Here is a 16,363-nt window from a genome sequence, read left to right on the forward strand (position 1 = left end):
CGCTACGAACCCACCTCCAACGCCAACCCGACCGCTTCGTACGTCGCTACGAATTGAGCCCGCCGGGGCCGGCCTCCAACCTGAGAAGGCCGGCCCCGGCGGGTCTGGGGTCCCGTGGGACGGTTTGTCAGCGCAGGTCGAAAGCCCGCCGCGTGGTCTGGTCGAGCCGGTTGCCGCTCGCGTCCCACGCCTCGATCCGCAAGCTGACCGCTCCGGACGTCGCGGTCCGGCGGGGATAGACGGCGGTCGCGGTGAACCGGCCGTCCTTGCCGGGCACCAGCAGTGCCCGCTGCCAGTGGGTGCCGTCGTCGGTGCTGTACCAGAGTCTGGCCCCGGCGATCTTCGGCTGCTGCACCGCGCCAGGCGAGTGGTAGACGCGCACCTGGAAGGTGTGCGCACCGCCCGCGCGGACCGTGTTGTCCGGTGCCTGACTTGCGCCGAGGTCGTAGGCGGCGAACACGAGCGGCTCCGGCCGGCAAGGTACGGTCGACCTGCTCAGAACCGTTTCTACGCAGACGTATCCAGGTTTTTTCACGTCCTTGGTGACCGTGCCGGAGGAGAACGTCCAGGCAGCCGTAGTGTTCAGGTCGTCGATGGTCAACCGGTAGTTCGCGCTCTCCTTCGGCAGTGTGTAGCCGACGACCCCGGGCTTCGGAGCTCCGATCGGGATCTCCTTGCCGTTCGCGTACAGATGGGTGGTGTCCGGGGAGAAGCCGGAACCGTCGAACTGCTGCGCACCGTTGGCGCGGACGAACAACGGGTAGAAGTTGTCGCCCTGACGGCACAGCGCACAGACCGCGAAGACGTTCTGGGACAAGGCCGGCACGCCAGGACGTGGTACCGCGTACACGCTGTCAGGAGCGGTGACGGCGCCCGGAGTGACCACCCCGGTGCCACGCCGCTCGGTGACCCGCACCGGACGGTCGAAGACGTCGAACGACCACCAGGCCGGCAGGCTCAGGTCCTGCGGGGTCAGTTGCCGTCGGTGGATCACATCGTCGTACAGCGGTCCGACGTACTGGTGACGGGTGGTCGGCGCCTGCACCGGCGGGAGGCTGGAGATCGGCTGGATCAGCTGGGTCCGGTTGAAGACCGACTCCTCCACGATCACGTTGTTCGGTGTCGAGGCGTGCAGGTCCATGCTGACGTCGGCGAGATTTCGCTCAGTCATCCGGTAGTGCAGCGAGGCCGGCACACGCCCCTTCTCGGACGCGAACAGTTGATAGCTGTAGGCGGTGTCCTTCTGCGGAACCCCGGTCACCTTGATCTGCACCCGCTCGTGGGTCAGCCGGTCGGCGAGTGCGCGGGCCTCTCCCGGCGGCACGGACAGGTAGGGAATGCCGATGTCGGTCGACTGATCCAGGTCGGTCGGCACCGGTGACTCGGGGATGGTCGGCCCGCCCAGGCAGCTGCCCGGCTCGCCGGACGGCCAGGCCAGGATTCCTGCCGCGCCGGCGTCACGGAGGTTGTGGATCCGATCCATTCGCAGCGCGCAGACGCGGTCGTCGTCGAGCAACGCCAGCTTGCCTCGCAGGTTCTTTCCGGCGAGCTCGTCCGGCCGGCCGGTGCCGACGTCGACGACGTCGAACGCCTTGGTGCCCTGGAACGACAGGTACTTGGTGTAGAAGCCGCCGGACTCCTCGCCGACATGTGGATCGATCACCGGATGCAGGGCGATCGGATGCCTGCCCAGCATCGTCAGAGTGGCCTCCGGCTGGCCGTACGCCCTGGCACTGGTCAGCAGGAACGACCCTCTGCTGACCTTCCGGGTCGGCGTGGCGAACTGCCGCACGAACGGTGCCGAGACGACGCCGTTCGCGACCGTGATGCCGTCGAGCGTGGTTCGCTCCAGCCAGAGGCTCGAGGTGCCCTGCCCGGGCATCGGTTCGGCCGGCTTCGGCGTACTGAACGTCAGCTCCTGAGCGGTTCGTGCGTCCAGGGTGATCTTGGTGTCCCCCGTCACCGTGACCTCGGGATTCGTCAGCAGCAGGTACATCGGCCGGTAGGAAGCGTCGATTCCGTCGAGGCCCTGTACGACGCTGTAGGCCCCGGCAGGGACCCGCACCTGACTGACCCCGGGTGACACCTCCTGAAGACCGCCGTCGACTGCTCCGCCGTCGCCGGTGACGTCGAAGATGCTGGTCGACTTCGGTGGCACCGGCTTTCCGTCGAGGCCCAGGGTGCGGATCGTCAGCGTCACCTTCGGGGGCTCCCGGACGAGCCCGACCGGAGTTCTCAGCTGCACGCCGTCGGCCGTGGCTGTGACCGCACCGGAGTACCTCCCGACGGGGAGATCGGCAGCTGCGAGCGTGACGGTGGTGCCTGCCGTTCCGTGCGCCGGTACGACGATGCTCTGGGCAACTGTCAACGCGCCGGGCACGCTCTGCCCGGAGGCGGAGGTGAGGTGGGAAACAAGCTGCAGGGTCACGGCCTGGTCGCCGATATTGGTGTAACTGAGCTCTTTGCCGGCCGGCGCCTGTCCGGCGTCGACGGATCCGTAGCCGAGGTTCGCGGTGGTCGCGAACACCTGCTGGGTGTCGGCGCGGCCGATGTCCACGCGTCCCGAGCCCTGCTCGTACACCGTGAAGCCGTCGTCCTTGGCCGTGCTCATCAACGCGGCCTTGAGCTGTTCGGCCTTCCAGTCCGGGTGCCGCTCAGCGAGGATCGCGGCCGAGCCGGCCACGTGCGGCGTCGCCATCGACGTACCCGACAGGGTGGTGTAGCCGTCGCCGACCGGCGTACCGAGATTGGTACCCGCGGCGCGGGCCGCAACGATGTCTACGCCCGGTGCTGCGATGTCCGGCTTGAGCGCGGAGTCGAGGGTCGGGCCGCGACTCGAGAACTCGGCCAGTCCGTCGGACTTGTCGGTGGCCGCCACCGTGAGCGCCGATGCGGCCGCGCCCGGCGACACCACTGTCGAGACGCCAGGCCCGGTGTTGCCCGCCGCGATCACGAACAGGGTGCCGGTCGCGGCGGTCAGGTCTTCGACAGCCTGACTGAGCGGGTCATGGCCGTCACTCGGACTCTTGGTGCCGAGGCTCATGCTGACCACCTTGGCGCCGCTGGTCGCCGCCCACTGCATGCCTTCGAGGATCCAGGACTCCTGCGCGTCTCCGTTGTCGTCGAGGACCTTCCCGATCACCAGGGAAGCACCCGGCGCGACGCCCTTGTACTTCCCGCCGGATGCGGCTCCCGACCCGGCGATCGTCGACGCCACGTGGGTGCCGTGCCCGTTCCCGTCGACGGCACTGCCCCCGTCGATGAACGACTTCGACTCGGCGATCCGGCCGGCCAGGTCGGGATGGGTCGCATCCACGCCGGTGTCCAGGATCGCCACCTTCACGCCCTTGCCGTCCTGCCCGGCCTGCCAGGCGGTGGGCGCGCCGATCAGGGGCACGCTCACGTCCAGGTCCGCTTGGACCTTCTGGTCCAGCCAGATCTTGGTCACTCCCGCGGACAATGCCGAGGTGCCACCCGGCGCTGCGGTCGTGCCCCGTACCCCGGACCAGAACTTCCCGGCCTGAGCCTTGGGGACCTCGAGCGCCGAGCCGTGGATGCTGTGGAGATCGCGGGTCGGCGTACTGGCCGGCAGCGCGTCAGCGGCTGACCGGATCGCGGCCGCCGGACGGTTCGCCGGGTACTGGACGATCAACGGAACCTGCTTGACCGCGTCGTCCGCATAACCGTTCTCGGCCAGGTACTTGACGTCGAAGAGCCGCCGGTCCAGCGTTCCGGCCCGTACGGCGGGAGCCGCATCGGTCGGGATGACGAAGACCCCGTCGGGTCCGGCCTGGGTCGCGAACGAAACCGGGGGCCCCTCGCCACGACGTGCGGCCTCGACGGCGAGTCCGTAGTGGCCACCCGACCCGGTCAGCTTGACCCGGTCTCCGGTGATCAGGGTGACGGTGTGCGAGCCGGATGTCAGGCCCGTCAGCTCGACCAGCTCGCCGGCTGCTTTGGCCGGCGTACTGACTGATCGGGTGCTCGCACCGGCAGGGGTGGAGGCGGTGGGTGTCAGGCCGGCCGCCATCACGAGGACGGCAAGGATCGCCGCCGACCTTCGTGGTGGTGGCCAAGGCGTTCTTCTCATGCGGTGCTCCAGGAGGCGGAGGGAGGGACGGATGTCCTCCTGACAATCGCATCGCCTCGATCGTCAGAGAACGAATCCGGTCGCCGGATTCACGCCATTGGCAACTAATCGGTGGTACCTGAGGAAGGAACGCGGATGACGATCGATCCCGTCCTGCAAGCGCTCGGACTCACCACGGACGCGCAGGAACGGTCCCTGGACGTTGCGCGGCAACGGATCCGGCAACTGACGATTCGGTACCGCCAGACGGCCGGCCCCGTCGATCCGCCGGGGCCGGTCGAGATCGTGCGCGGCCGAGCGGCGATCCAGGCCCGGTTCCGGGAGCTGTACCGCACCGCCCGGACCGAGATGCGTGGGATCGACGCTCCGCCGTACCTCGCGGACCCGATGGTCGACAACGACGAGGAGCTGACGCTGCTCGGCCAAGGGCTGCGGTACCGGGTCCTGTACGACCGGCGCGCCGTGGGCCTGCCCGGCCGTACGCCCGGGATCGAACGCGGAATTGTCGTCGGTGAGGAAGCACGGGTCACCGACGTGTCGTTCAAACTCCTGCTCGGTGAGGCCGCCGCGATGGTGCCGCTGCACAGCGATCCGGTGGACCTGGACGCCTGGCTGGTGATCCATGACCCTGTCCTGGTCGCGGCGTTGTCCGGGCTGTTCGAGCTGTACTGGGAGCGCGGTGTGCCGTTGCACATCAGGCAGGAATCGCCTGGGCGTGCGGATCAGGACGACGCGCCCAGCGAGACCGACCGGACCCTGCTGTCCCTCCTGACCGCCGGGCATACCGACCGTACGATCGCGGACAGCCTCGGTCTGCACGAGCGCACCGTCCACCGTCGGATCCGGGCGATGATGCGCCGCCTCGACGCACCAACGAGATTCCAGGCCGGCTATCAGGCCGTTCGCCGCGGCTGGCTCACCGAGTCGGGGGGCAGTGCGGATGCGGCCCGCTGACGATGCGGCCCGGGAGCTCGAGGTGCTCGGCCTCAGCCGGGCAGAGGCCGACGCTTACGAGTTGCTCGTCGATCGGCTGCCGTCCACCGTTGGCCAGCTTTCGGACGACTGGGTTGAACCGGCGGACCTGCGCTCGACCCTGGATGATCTCGGCGCGAAGGGCTTGGTCCGGCGGTCAGGTTCCGGCGATCCGACGTACGCCGCGGTTCCGCCGGAGACCGCGCTGCGCAACCTGCTCCTGCTCGCCGAGCAGCGACTGTGCACTGCCCGGCAGTCCATCGACCGTGTCCTCGCCGTGTACCGGGATCAACTCGCGCGCACCGGATCGGACTCCATCGTCGAGGTCGTCACCGACGGTCCCGCGATCCGGCAACGGCTGCAGTCCCTGCGGTACGGCGCCTGGAGCGAGATCCGGTGCTTGGGGGACTCTCTGCCGCCCGTCGCCGCGGAGACACCGAAGCGTCGCATCATCTACCACGGCACCGAGATCGATGCCCAGGGCAACTTCGAGCAGGTCCGCCTGCTCCCCGCGCTGCCGGTGAACCTGATGATGTACGACGACCGTCTCGCGATCCTCCCGTTGCGACACGAGGAGGGCATCGTCGTCGTCCATCCCTCGACGTTGCTCGACGCCCTCGGTGACCTCTTCGAGCAGCTCTGGCAGCGTGCGGTCGCCGTCGAGGTCCCGGCGTCCGGCATCCGCCGTACGCCGGGACGCCAGGGCGGCGTCGACGACGAGCGCCTGATCGCCCTCCTGCTCGCCGGGCTGACCGATCAGGCCATCGCCAGGCAACTCGGCGTGAGCCAGCGCACCGCGCACCGCAGGATCGGCTCGCTGATCGACCGTCTGGGCGTGGAGACCCGCTTCCAGGCCGGCGTACGCGCCGCACTGCGCGTGCGCAACCCAGACAGGCCCGGGTTGTGGACCGCGACCTGAGCCTGGTTCGGATGCCGTCGTACGGCGGATTGGGGCAAGATGAGGGCATGGTTGACGGGGTCCCGGGGCGAGTGGTCGGGCTGGTGTCCGTGCTGGAGGATGACGACGGGGTCGTCGAGCCGATCCTCGAGCGGGTGCGTAGTGAGATCCCGAGCTACGACGCGGTCGAGCGGGAGCAGATCGTGGCCAGCATCCGGCGGATCCGGGCCCGGGTGTGCCGCACTCTCGCGATCGGCGAGGTGCCACCGGCCGACGAGCTGTGGGAGGCCGAGCGAGCGACCGTCGAGCGACTCGAGGTCGGCGTACCCATCGAAGACATTCTGTCGGGCTTCCGGATCACGATCTGGACCATCCAGCGCCGGCTGGTCGAGCTCGCGACCGAGCACGGCGTCGCCGGATCCGACGTCGTCGCCCTGACCTCGCTCGTCTGGAAGCTGAGCGACCTCTTCTCGGCGCGGGCGGCGGCCGACTACCACCAACTCGGGCTGGCGCACGCGGTGGCTGATCAACGCCGGCGCGACGAGTGGCTCGCCGGTGCGCTCGGTGGCGAGCTCGACACGACGCAACTGGAACGCGGCTACACCGTCTACCGCCTCCGCCGGGACACGGCGTACCGGGCGTTCTGCACTGCGCCGACTGACGAGCAGACCATCGAGCTGACCCAACGGCTGCTGTCCGAGCGGTACGGCGACGACGTCCTGATGGCGCCGTCGCACGACTGTCTGGTGGGGCTGATCGCGGACCTTCCGAAGCCGGTGCCGGATCAGCTTGTCGCGGTCGGTCCTGCGGTGCCGGTGGACCGACTTGCCGCGTCGTACCAGACCGCTCAGCACGTCCTGGCCGCCGCGGCACTGCACCACCGTGACGGCGTCCACACCGTCGAGACGCTTGGCTGGCGCCTGGCCGTCCCGACCCGGGGTGACCTGGGTGAGCTCCTCCGAGCGCGCTACCTCGAGCCGCTGCACGCCACGGGACCGTTCGGTGAGCAGGTGGTCGAGGCGCTGCGCAGCTACCTCGCACATGAGCGGAGCATCCCGCTCACCGCCTCGGCGTTGCACGTCCACGTCAACACGCTGCGGTACCGGCTGTCGCGCTTCGAGGAACTGACCGGGCGCTCGCTGCAGGACACCGACACGATCGTGGAGCTCGCGCTCGCACTCGCACTGTCTGCCTCGTAGCTGGCTACCAACCGGCGGCCGCGGCGTTGGACCTGCGTTCGTAGCGAGCGCGGCCCGGGGTGACGGATGCTCGTGGAGTCTCACCATCCCCACCTTTGGAGGAACCATGGCCGCGGTCATCGACAGGCCGCCGCTCGGCATCCGAGTCATGCATGCCCTGGGCAAGGAACCCGACTGGGAAACGATCACGCCCGAGCAGCTCGCCGACCTCCGGACCGCCGAGAACCGCAAGCGGAAGTCCAAGCTGGCCCGGCTGATCACCGGCTTCCCCGACCGCGGCGCCGGCATCGAATGGCGCGAGCTGACGCTTCCCGGCCGCACATTGCCCGTACGGGTGTACCGGCCGGCCCGCGAGAAAGGCAGCGCGCTGCCCCTGGTCATCCACATTCACGGCGGCGGATTCGTCGGTACGGCGGCCCAGAGCGACTGGGTCAACAGCCACCTCGCCGCCCAACTGCCGGCAGTCGTGGTCTCCGTCGAACACCGGCTGCTCGCGCACGACGTACCGATCACCGCTGCGGTCGACGACGGCTGGGATGTCCTCCAGACTGTCGTCGAGAACGCCGCGGACTGGGGAATCGACACCGCCCGGGTCGCGGTGTTCGGCGAAAGCACCGGCGGGCTGGTCGCCGCGCTGGCCGCGGTCCGGGCGCGAGAGTCCGGCCTGGAGCTCCACGCCCAGGTCCTCGTCAACGCCTGCCTCGACCTCACACCCGCATTGCACGACCTGCCCTCGATGACCAAGTACGGCGACAGTCCGACGCTCACGACGACACAGATGGAGCTGTTCTGCCGCCTCGCCGTACCCGACGGCACGGACCCTCGTGGCGTGTCTCCCTTGCAGGCCGACGACCTCAGCCGGCTGGCACCGGCGCTGATGATCGTGCCGACCTTCGACCCCGTCTCCGACCAGGCCCGTCAGTACGCGAAGCGGCTGCGGGACGCCGGTACGCCGGCCTTGCTGACCGAGTACCAAGGCGCAACGCACGCGTTCCTGAGCATGCCGTCCGTTGTCCCGCAGGCCAAGCCGGCCCGGGCCGAGATCCTCGAGTTCCTGAGCAGCCGCCTCGCCGGCAACTGAAGGGACCCCCGACTAACCTGGCGACTAAGCTGGCCGATCATGGTGTCGACGATGTCGGAGGCCGGCGATCAGTCCCGGCTGCGCCAGCTCAACGAACGGGCTGTGCTTGCCGCCGTGCGGTCAGCCGGCGAGCTGCGCGTCGCCGAGATCGTCGAGCACAGTGGACTCGGACGCACCGCCGTCGAAGAAGTCCTGTCCAGCCTGGTGACCCGCCGCTGGCTGGCGGAGAGCGAGCCCGCCATCCGCGGCCGCGGCCGGCCGGCGCGTAGCTATCGGTTCCGTGCCGAGGCGGGGTACGTCGTCGGTCTGGACATCGGCGCCTACTCCGTGCGCGGTGTGCTGTCCGACCTCGGCGGCCAGATTCACGCGAGCGCCCGGCTGACCGTCACCCCGGAAACACCGCGGCGCGATCGACTGACGATCGCCGATCAAGTCGTTGCTGACTGCCTCCGTGACGCGGGACTCGCCGCGAGCCGTCTCTGGGCCGTCGGCGCAGGCACCACCGGACTGGTAGGTGCGGACGGCATCGTCGTGCGGGCCAACGCGATCCCCGACTGGGCCGGCGTCGACCTGACCGAGCACTTCACCCGGGGATCCGCGCGGCTCGCCGTTGCGGACAACGACAGTCAACTCGCCGCCCTGGCCGAGCAACGCCGCGGCGCGGCAGCAGACGTGGCAGACATGGTGCTGCTGCACGCAGGCCGTCGTACCGGACTGGCGTTGGTACTCGACGGGCGACTGCGGCGAGGCGCACAAGGTGCCGCCGCGGACATGTCGGCGCTCCGGACCGTCGCGTGGGAGGCCGCTATCAAGTATCTGCATGATGCGGCTCCCCCGGAGGTTCCCATCGCCGACAGGGCCGAGCGTACGTTCGCCGCGGCCCGGGAACGCGATCGGGCCGCGCAGACCGCCGTACGACGGTATGCACGCGCCATGGCGGTTGCCGCCGCAACCGCGATCGCCATCGTCGACCCTCGGCTACTCGTGCTCGGCGGGACGTTCTCGCAGGCGGCCGACGTACTGATGGAGCCGCTCGCCGCCGAGCTGGCCCGACTCTGTCCGCGCGTTCCCGAACTGCGCGCCTCGTCCCTCGGCGACGTCTGCGTCGCCATCGGCGCGGCTTGCCTCGCGCTGGATGCGGTGGACGAGCGGCTGCTCACACCCACCCGCGGATCGCTTCCGGTGCTCACAGCCCGCAGCATCTGAACTCGCCGGCGCCGTTCGCCTGCTGATCGATCTTTGTTCAGCAGGCGATTGACGGATGTCCGTACCGGCGGCTAATAATGTCGGGAAGAGGCAATAATGCGCGCCCCCTCCCTCAGGAAGTAGGTCTGCAGTGAACAGACGGATCCGCCGCCGGACGTTCCTCACCGCCACCGGAGCAGTCGCGACCGCCGCCGCCGTCGGCGACATCGCGTACGCCACGCCTGCCGCCCTCGACAATGCCTCCGGGTACGTCGACGTTCAGCTGCTCAACATCACCGACCTGCACGGATACCTGCAGCCGACGACGCCGAGCCAGGGCAGCGTGATCACCGGCGCCGGCGGGGTCCAGGTGACCGTCGGCGGCGTCGGGTACATGGCGACGCACCTGAAGCGACTGCGCGAGGGGCACCGGAACTCGATCTTCTTCTCCTCCGGCGACAACTTCTCCGGCTGGCCGTTCGAGGTCGATGCCCACGCCAACGAACCGACCGTCGAGGCGCTGAACGCGATGGGGCTGCAGTTCAGCACCGTCGGCAACCACGAACTCGACCAGTCCGTCGGCTTCCTGATCGATCACATGGAGCACGGCAAGCCGTACCCGGTCAGCGGCCGCGACGACAATTTCGTCGACTCCACCGGGCACCGCTTCCGTGGCGCGAACTTCCGCTTCTACACGGCGAACATCGTGCACGCGCAGTCCGGCCGGACCATCCTGCCGCCGTACAACATCGAGTGGGTCGACGTCGGCCACGGCCGGAAGTTGCCGATCGCCTTCATCCACCTGACCCTGGTCGGCACCGAGGTGGGATCCACGTCGTACCAGCCTGGCCTGCGGTCGGTGTCGGACCTCGAGCAGGCCAACAAACTGGCCGCCCAGCTGAAGAAGCGCGGTATCAACGCGATCGTCATCAACATCCACGACGGCGGTGTCGCCGGCAACGACTACAACGCCGGCACGAACCCGTCCGGGCCGGTCTTCCAGCTCGCCGCGAACGCGTCTCCGGACATCGCCGCGATCGTCACCGGCCACTGGCACTGCCGGTTCAACATGATGGTGCCGGACCCGAACGGCGTACCGCGGCCGGTGGTCGAGGCCGGCAACCACGGTTCGCTGATCAACGAGATCAACCTGAAGCTCGACCCGCACACCGGAGCGGTCATCCGCGAGCTCACCACCTCCACCAACCACGCCAACACCCGCGACGTCCCGGTCGACGAGGAACTCCAGGACATCGCGGACTACTGGAGTGCGCAAGGCAAGAAGCGGTACGCCACACCGCTGGCCCGGATCACCGGCGACTTCACCCGTACGCCGAACGCGTCCGGCGAGAGCACGATGGGCAACCTGGCCGCCGACTTCGCCTACTGGGACGCCAACCAGCACCGCGACGGCCGCGCCGACCTCGCCCTCATCTCGGTCAAGCCGGTCTCCGGCTCGAACGCGCTGACCGGTGACCTGCTGTTTGCCAAGGGCACCGACCCCGCCGATGCCGACGGCACCGTTCTCTTCGGCGAAGCCTGGAACGCCTTCGGCTACGGCAACCCGGTGCTGACCGTGACCCTGCCTGGCACGCAGTTGCACGCCGCCCTCGAGGCGCAGTGGGTCCCACAGGCCAACGGTACCGAGAAGTTCGCGCCGTTCGCGGTGTCACACAACGTCAGCTACAGCTACGACACGAGCAAGCCGATCGGTCAGAGGGTCGATCCTGCCGCTGTCCGGATCAACGGCAAGCCGCTCGATCTCAACCGGAAGTACCGCGTCGCAGCGCTGGCCTACACCTTGATCGGCGGAGACGGGACCCAGGTCTTCACCGGCTTCACCGACCCGGTCCGCAACGACCGTGACCACGAAGGCTTCATCGCGTACCTCCGCGCCAACCCTGTCCTCACACCCGCGCCACTCGGCCGCGCCCGCCCGGTCTAGTGGTGTGTCGCGACGGCTCGGACCGGCGGGAGCGCGGGCGGTTGGGCGCCGGTTGGAACCAGGCGCCGCACTGCATCGGGCATCGCGCCAACCGTGAAGGCGTGGACGGCCGGCCCAACGGCGACGGTCACGAACGACGCTACGGCTGGGACTTCGGCGGGAAGCTCGAAGGTGTACTCCCCTGCCTCGAAGTTGGCGTCGACCACGCGCCTTGAGGTGCTCTTCGGTTCGGGTGGCGTGAAGGAGGTACCCCACCAAGCCTCCACGACCACCCGGACCGGTTCCCGCACGGTGAGCTGGACCGTCCGATTCTCCGCGTCATAGGTGACACCGTCGGCTCGGCCTGTCGAGGTCGCACCCTCAACCTGAGCGGCGATGAGGCCTGCGATTCCAGCGAGCCCCTGCACGAAGGTGACCTGGTCGTTGCCCTTGGCGATCTCGTCTCTGAGGTACTGCTTGGTGTCCGCCGGAACCATCCCTCCGAACACCACGACATCGAGGCCGGTGGTGTCGTACGCCGTCAGCACTTCGTCGAACTGGTTGGTCGCATCGGCCTGGAAGCCCTTGCTTCGCAGGATGTCGGCCGCGTCGAGGATCACCTGCGGGCTTCTGCCGATGACCAGAACCCGTCCGCCGGCGGTTGGTCCGTCCATGGAGGTCTCCTAGGAGTCTTAGTGTTGGTACGACCAACATAGCGAGTGTTGGCCGTACCAACAACTGCTATCGTCTCCACATGCCGACAGCGCACCCTCCGAGCCGCACTCCCGAGCGGGTGAAGGATCGTCCGACCTGGCTCATCAGCCGGACCTTCGCCCGCTCGTCCGGACTCCTCGCCGCCGGGTTCGAGGCGCACGGCAGCGGGCTTCGCAGCTACCACTACCGGCTGCTGGCCGCGCTGGAGGAATTCGGACCCGCCAGCCAGGCCGACCTGGGCCGCGGGACCGGAATCGATCGCAGCGACGTGACCGCGGCGCTGTCCGAGCTCGAGTCACGTCGGCTCGTCGTGCGGTCCGTCGACCCCGACCACAAGCGCCGCAACGTCGTGACCATCACCCCGGCGGGCGTCGAACAACTCCTGGAACTCGACGGCGTTCTCGACGGGATCCAGGAGCAGGTGCTCGAACCGCTGACCAGCGCGCAGCGCCGTCAGTTCATCGCATTGATGGTGAAACTGCTCGCGGGGTGAACCCCTTGATCAGCAGCCAGATCGCCAGCGTCACCTCGAAGATCCCGCCGGGGATGAGGAGGACCAGGCTGATCGGAGCGCCGAAGATCTCGGCGCCGGCGCCGACAAAGTGCAGCGCGTAGCCGGCAATGCCCCAGGCTGCCAGCCACTTGGGGACCAGGCCGGTGCGGTACAGCAGTGCGCACAGGAACAGGGCTCCGAACGCAAGGGACAGCTGGCCGATCTGATACGCCATCTCGTTCGCGTCGACCGCGATCGATCCGAATGCTTGGGCAACGGTGGAGTCCAGCCGCCCGCTGTCGGCCTGATCGGCGAGCGGGATGATCAAGAGCAGCGTTAGTACGCCGACAGTCATCATCGCCATCTCGAACACCATCGTGGCCAGGTAGGCCACCGCAGTGCGTTTGCCGTGGGGCTCGAGGATCGGGAAGAAGAAGACGGCCTTGCCGATGTCGACCGCGGTGGTCGCGATCATCAGGAAGGCGCCGAGGGCGAGCGTGGTCTCCTTCGCGCCGACGCCGGCCAGGAAGTCCGGCGTACCGACGACCGAGTTCATCAGGATCGAGCCTGCGCCGTAGATCAGGAACCCGGCCAGGAACAGCGCGCCGATCAGTCGGGACGCCCACATCCGGGAGCCTGTCCGGGTTTCGATGAGTACGACGCCGCGGTCGCCCGAGAGCGGTGGTAGTGCGGTTGTGGCCATGGTGGTGCCTCTCACTCGTGTCGCGCTGTCGTACTTAGTACGAGACGCTACAGTACAAAGTACGAAAGCACTACGGGTGCGGAACTGAGGAGTGAGATGCCTGACAGCTCGGCCCTGCGTGACGAACGCCCGCGGCTGAACCGGGACCGCGTCCTGGAGGGCGCCGTGGCGGTGGCCGACGCGGGCGGCATCGACGGCCTGACGATCCGTTCGCTGTCCAAGCACCTGGGCGTGAAGCCGATGTCGGTCTACTACTACGTCGCCAACAAGGACGAGATCCTCGACGGCATCGTCGACCTCGTCTTCAGCCAGATCGACCTGCCGTCCCCCGGCGGCGACTGGCGCGCCGAGATCACCCGTCGAGCCGACTCGGCCCGCCAGGTACTGCGTACCCACCCCTGGGCCATCGGCCTGATGGAGTCACGCACCAGCCCGGGCCCGGCAACGCTGCGACACCACGACGCGGTCATCGCGACCCTCCGCGCCGGCGGCTTCTCCCCCGCCCTGACAGCCCACGCCTACGCCCTACTGGACAGCTACACCTACGGCTTCGCCCTCCAAGAAGCCGGCCTCCCCTTCGACGGCGAAGACACGGTAGGCGACGTAGCCGAGCCGATCATGGAACGCTTCTCCACCGGCGAATACCCCCACCTGGTAAAGATGGCCACCGACTACTACCTCCAGCCGGGCTACAACTTCGGCAACGAATTCGAATGGGGCCTCACCCTCATCCTCGACGCCCTGGCCACGCGCGCAACGCGCTGACGGCTCTACTTCTTCTCGGGTTCGGGGTCTATTACTTCGCCTTGGATTACGTCGTTTGACGTGGTGGGTGGGCGGGTGGGGGTGGTGGCGCCGGGGATGAACGTGGTGGGGTTGATGTTGCCCAGTTGGGTGGAGAGGCGGCGGCCGAAGAAGGCGGTCATGGCTCGGCGGGCCAGCGGTCGGGTGAAGGGCAGGACGAAGAAGAAGCCGAAGATGTCGGTGACGAAGCCTGGGGTCAGCAGGAGGGTGCCGCCGATCAGGACCAGGGCGCCGTCGGCCAGTTCGCGGCCGGGCATCTTGCCGGTGTCGAGGGCGGTGCGCAGCGCGTTCCACGCCCGGCGGCCTTCACGTTTGATCAGCCAGGCACCCAGTGCGCTCTCCACGATCAGCAGCGCGACCGTTGGCCAGCCGCCGATCACCTGGCCGATCTGGATGATCACGAAGATCTCCACGATCGGCACCACCAAGAGCGCGAGCGCGATGAACCACGGCATGTCCTACCCCTTCCGACCTGAAACACCAGCCTACGGAACGGGTGGGAGCGGCAAACCCTGAATCGACCCTGACTCAGACCGGAACCTTCTCACGGCTGGGAGCCGCGGCCGGTGGGTTCTGAGGATCGTTCGTACGGCGCCGCTTGACGAGCGCCAGCGCGATGCCGAGCAGACCCAACCCCGTCAGGATCCACTGCGGCCAACCGCCGATCGTCGTGGCCAGCGTGTGCCCGTCCCGGACCGGCACCGTCGCGACGTACACATCAGGAACGAACTGCCCCGACTTGTGCTCGACCGTCCCGTCCGGCCGGATCACCCCGGAGATCCCACTCGTCGACGCGATCAACACAGTCCGGCCGGTTTCGATCGCGCGCATCCGGGTGATCGCGAACTGCTGCTCCGGCTGGCCCGTCCCGCCGTACGTGGCGTTGTTGGTCTGCACGATGAGGACCTGCGAGTTGCCCTTCATCAGGTCCGAGATCACGTTGTCGTAGGCGAGCTCGAAGCAGATGATGTCGCCGTACGTCACGCCGCCGATCGGCATCACGCCGGGGACCTTGCCGGGCGCGGTCTGCCGGCCGATCATCTCCAGCCGCTTGATGTACGGCAGCAGCTGGTCGCGGAACGGGATGTACTCACCGAACGGCACCGGATGCCGCTTCGCATACCGCTGACCCGGCCCACTGACGGGATCCCAGACGATCCCGGTGGTCTGCCGCTCGTTCGGCCCCGGCCCCTCGGTGACGGCACCGACCAGGATCGGTACGCCGACAGCCTGCACGGCCGCCTCGATATCGGCCCGCGTCTCCGCGTCCTTGTACGGGTCGATGTCGGTCGAGTTCTCCGGCCAGATCACCACGTCCGGCTTCATCTCGGTGCCGTTCTTGACCCGCTGCTCGAGCTCGAGGGTCGCGTTCATGTGGTTCTTGGTGACTGTACGCGCGCGGCCGAGGAACTCCAGGCCCTTGCCCGGCACGTTCCCCTGCACCATCGCGGCCTTCACGGTCTTGCCGTCGCCCTCGATCGACAGGTTGATCAGCGAGCTGCCGAACACGATCGCCACGCCGGCGACCAGCGCGACCGCCCGGAGCCGAAGGCGGCTGGCCGGCCGCAGTACGGCGTACAGCAGAACGCCGACGAACGCGATCACGAAGCTCAGCCCCGGGATCCCCACGAAGGCGGCCAGCTTGCCCAGCGACGACGCGGAGAACGCCCACGCGAGCTTGCCCCACGGGAACCCGCCGAACGGTACGGACGCTGTCGCGAACTCGGTCGCGACCCACAGACACGGGATCCACAGCATCCACAGCTTCAGCTTGAGCACCTGCGTCGCGAACAACCCGAAGACCGCGTAGAACAGCCCCTCGAGGATCGCCAGTGCGACCGCGGCATCGCCACCGATCACCGTGATCCACGGGATCAGGACCGCGTAGTACGTGATCCCGAAGCCCGCACCGATCAGGAACCCGCCCTTGGCCGACGCCCCGTTGAGCGCGGCCAGGAACAGCGGTACGGCGAGAACCGCGAGCCAGGGGTGGTTGTGTGGCGCGAATGCCAGACCCAGTGCCGCACCGGCGGCCACGGCCACCGCAACCCTCGGCAGGAGCCGCCCCAGAGCCTTCAAACGGTCCACGCGGTAAACCCCTTGTCCTCACTCCCCGGCGGACGCCGGTCGCACGACCGTACAACGTCCCGGACACGCAAATGTATCCGGTCAGTAGCCATTGGGCACCGAATGCGGAACGTGAAGGAGTTCCAACAGAGCGCGAGGAAGTGAAGAACCCTCAGAAACGGTCACTGTCCGTAGATCACTAAATAGAGGAAAGAGGCTCGGCGCTCCTTCGG

13 protein-coding genes are annotated in these 16,363 nt (G+C 68.3%); 8 read left to right on the forward strand and 5 right to left on the reverse strand.

The features are described from left to right. Nucleotides 1-127: 127 nt before the first annotated feature. Complete coding sequence (locus AB0L70_RS05875; protein ID WP_363680462.1) at nt 128-4,090, reverse strand: S8 family serine peptidase; 3,963 nt, start codon at nt 4,088-4,090, stop codon at nt 128-130. Nucleotides 4,091-4,225: 135 nt separating this feature from the next. Here AB0L70_RS05875 and AB0L70_RS05880 point away from each other — a divergent pair, with 135 nt between their 5' ends. The 6 genes from AB0L70_RS05880 to AB0L70_RS05905 all read left to right on the forward strand — a co-directional run bounded on the left by AB0L70_RS05880 (nt 4,226) and on the right by AB0L70_RS05905 (nt 11,370). Next, nucleotides 4,226-5,044: a LuxR C-terminal-related transcriptional regulator gene (locus tag AB0L70_RS05880; protein ID WP_363680464.1), complete on the forward strand. Its 819-nt coding sequence runs from the start codon at nt 4,226-4,228 to the stop codon at nt 5,042-5,044. Beyond that, nucleotides 5,031-5,981: a helix-turn-helix transcriptional regulator gene (locus AB0L70_RS05885; protein ID WP_363680466.1), complete on the forward strand. Its 951-nt coding sequence runs from the start codon at nt 5,031-5,033 to the stop codon at nt 5,979-5,981. Before AB0L70_RS05880 ends, AB0L70_RS05885 begins: the two co-directional genes overlap by 14 nt. A 47-nt stretch (nt 5,982-6,028) precedes the next feature. After that, nucleotides 6,029-7,159 (forward strand): helix-turn-helix domain-containing protein, encoded by a 1,131-nt coding sequence (locus tag AB0L70_RS05890; RefSeq protein WP_363680468.1) that lies wholly within the window; start codon nt 6,029-6,031, stop codon nt 7,157-7,159. Between the two features lie 106 nt (nt 7,160-7,265). Continuing rightward, entirely contained in the window at nt 7,266-8,240 is a 975-nt protein-coding gene (locus tag AB0L70_RS05895; protein WP_363680470.1) for an alpha/beta hydrolase, read from the forward strand. Between the two features lie 39 nt (nt 8,241-8,279). Next, complete coding sequence (locus AB0L70_RS05900; protein ID WP_363680472.1) at nt 8,280-9,446, forward strand: ROK family transcriptional regulator; 1,167 nt, start codon at nt 8,280-8,282, stop codon at nt 9,444-9,446. A 130-nt stretch (nt 9,447-9,576) separates the two neighbouring features. Beyond that, nucleotides 9,577-11,370 carry a bifunctional metallophosphatase/5'-nucleotidase gene (locus tag AB0L70_RS05905; protein WP_363680474.1) on the forward strand — a complete coding sequence of 598 codons (1,794 nt, stop codon included), beginning with the start codon at nt 9,577-9,579 and terminating at the stop codon, nt 11,368-11,370. On the opposite strand, the gene AB0L70_RS05910 is transcribed toward AB0L70_RS05905, so the two are convergent. Beyond that, on the reverse strand, nt 11,367-12,023 hold the full coding sequence (locus tag AB0L70_RS05910; RefSeq protein WP_363680476.1) for a hypothetical protein: 657 nt from the start codon (nt 12,021-12,023) through the stop codon (nt 11,367-11,369). The genes AB0L70_RS05905 and AB0L70_RS05910 overlap by 4 nt on opposite strands. An 80-nt stretch (nt 12,024-12,103) precedes the next feature. Between AB0L70_RS05910 and AB0L70_RS05915 the strand changes: the two genes are divergently transcribed. Continuing rightward, nucleotides 12,104-12,556 carry a MarR family winged helix-turn-helix transcriptional regulator gene (locus AB0L70_RS05915; RefSeq protein ID WP_363680478.1) on the forward strand — a complete coding sequence of 151 codons (453 nt, stop codon included), beginning with the start codon at nt 12,104-12,106 and terminating at the stop codon, nt 12,554-12,556. Here the strand turns inward: AB0L70_RS05915 and AB0L70_RS05920 are convergent. Next, nucleotides 12,522-13,259: a DUF4386 domain-containing protein gene (locus tag AB0L70_RS05920; RefSeq protein WP_363680480.1), complete on the reverse strand. Its 738-nt coding sequence runs from the start codon at nt 13,257-13,259 to the stop codon at nt 12,522-12,524. The genes AB0L70_RS05915 and AB0L70_RS05920 overlap by 35 nt on opposite strands. A 96-nt stretch (nt 13,260-13,355) precedes the next feature. On the opposite strand from AB0L70_RS05920, the gene AB0L70_RS05925 reads away from it, so the two are divergent. Next, nucleotides 13,356-14,024, forward strand: a complete 669-nt coding sequence (locus AB0L70_RS05925; RefSeq protein WP_363680482.1) for a TetR/AcrR family transcriptional regulator — start codon at nt 13,356-13,358, stop codon at nt 14,022-14,024. Nucleotides 14,025-14,029: 5 nt separating this feature from the next. Here AB0L70_RS05925 and AB0L70_RS05930 read toward each other — a convergent pair whose 3' ends face one another. Next, nucleotides 14,030-14,518 carry an FxsA family protein gene (locus AB0L70_RS05930; protein WP_363680484.1) on the reverse strand — a complete coding sequence of 163 codons (489 nt, stop codon included), beginning with the start codon at nt 14,516-14,518 and terminating at the stop codon, nt 14,030-14,032. Between the two features lie 73 nt (nt 14,519-14,591). Next, nucleotides 14,592-16,151, reverse strand: coding sequence for an apolipoprotein N-acyltransferase (lnt, locus tag AB0L70_RS05935; RefSeq protein WP_363680486.1), 1,560 nt, complete (start codon nt 16,149-16,151; stop codon nt 14,592-14,594). Nucleotides 16,152-16,363 lie beyond the last annotated feature (212 nt).

It is taken from the genome of Kribbella sp. NPDC051952 (assembly GCF_040680855.1).
In the GTDB taxonomy this organism is placed as follows: Bacteria; Actinomycetota; Actinomycetes; order Propionibacteriales; family Kribbellaceae; genus Kribbella.

Bases quoted from the DNA above. Each gene is read 5' to 3' on its own strand.
- AB0L70_RS05900 (WP_363680472.1), top strand. From the start codon at position 8,280: ATGGTGTCGACGATGTCGGAGGCCGGCGATCAGTCCCGGCTGCGCCAG.
- AB0L70_RS05925 (WP_363680482.1), top strand. From the start codon at position 13,356: ATGCCTGACAGCTCGGCCCTGCGTGACGAACGCCCGCGGCTGAACCGG.
- AB0L70_RS05920 (WP_363680480.1), bottom strand. From the start codon at position 13,259: ATGGCCACAACCGCACTACCACCGCTCTCGGGCGACCGCGGCGTCGTA.
- AB0L70_RS05880 (WP_363680464.1), top strand. From the start codon at position 4,226: ATGACGATCGATCCCGTCCTGCAAGCGCTCGGACTCACCACGGACGCG.
- AB0L70_RS05885 (WP_363680466.1), top strand. From the start codon at position 5,031: ATGCGGCCCGCTGACGATGCGGCCCGGGAGCTCGAGGTGCTCGGCCTC.
- AB0L70_RS05915 (WP_363680478.1), top strand. From the start codon at position 12,104: ATGCCGACAGCGCACCCTCCGAGCCGCACTCCCGAGCGGGTGAAGGAT.
- AB0L70_RS05895 (WP_363680470.1), top strand. From the start codon at position 7,266: ATGGCCGCGGTCATCGACAGGCCGCCGCTCGGCATCCGAGTCATGCAT.
- AB0L70_RS05930 (WP_363680484.1), bottom strand. From the start codon at position 14,518: ATGCCGTGGTTCATCGCGCTCGCGCTCTTGGTGGTGCCGATCGTGGAG.
- AB0L70_RS05875 (WP_363680462.1), bottom strand. From the start codon at position 4,090: ATGAGAAGAACGCCTTGGCCACCACCACGAAGGTCGGCGGCGATCCTT.
- AB0L70_RS05910 (WP_363680476.1), bottom strand. From the start codon at position 12,023: ATGGACGGACCAACCGCCGGCGGACGGGTTCTGGTCATCGGCAGAAGC.
- AB0L70_RS05890 (WP_363680468.1), top strand. From the start codon at position 6,029: ATGGTTGACGGGGTCCCGGGGCGAGTGGTCGGGCTGGTGTCCGTGCTG.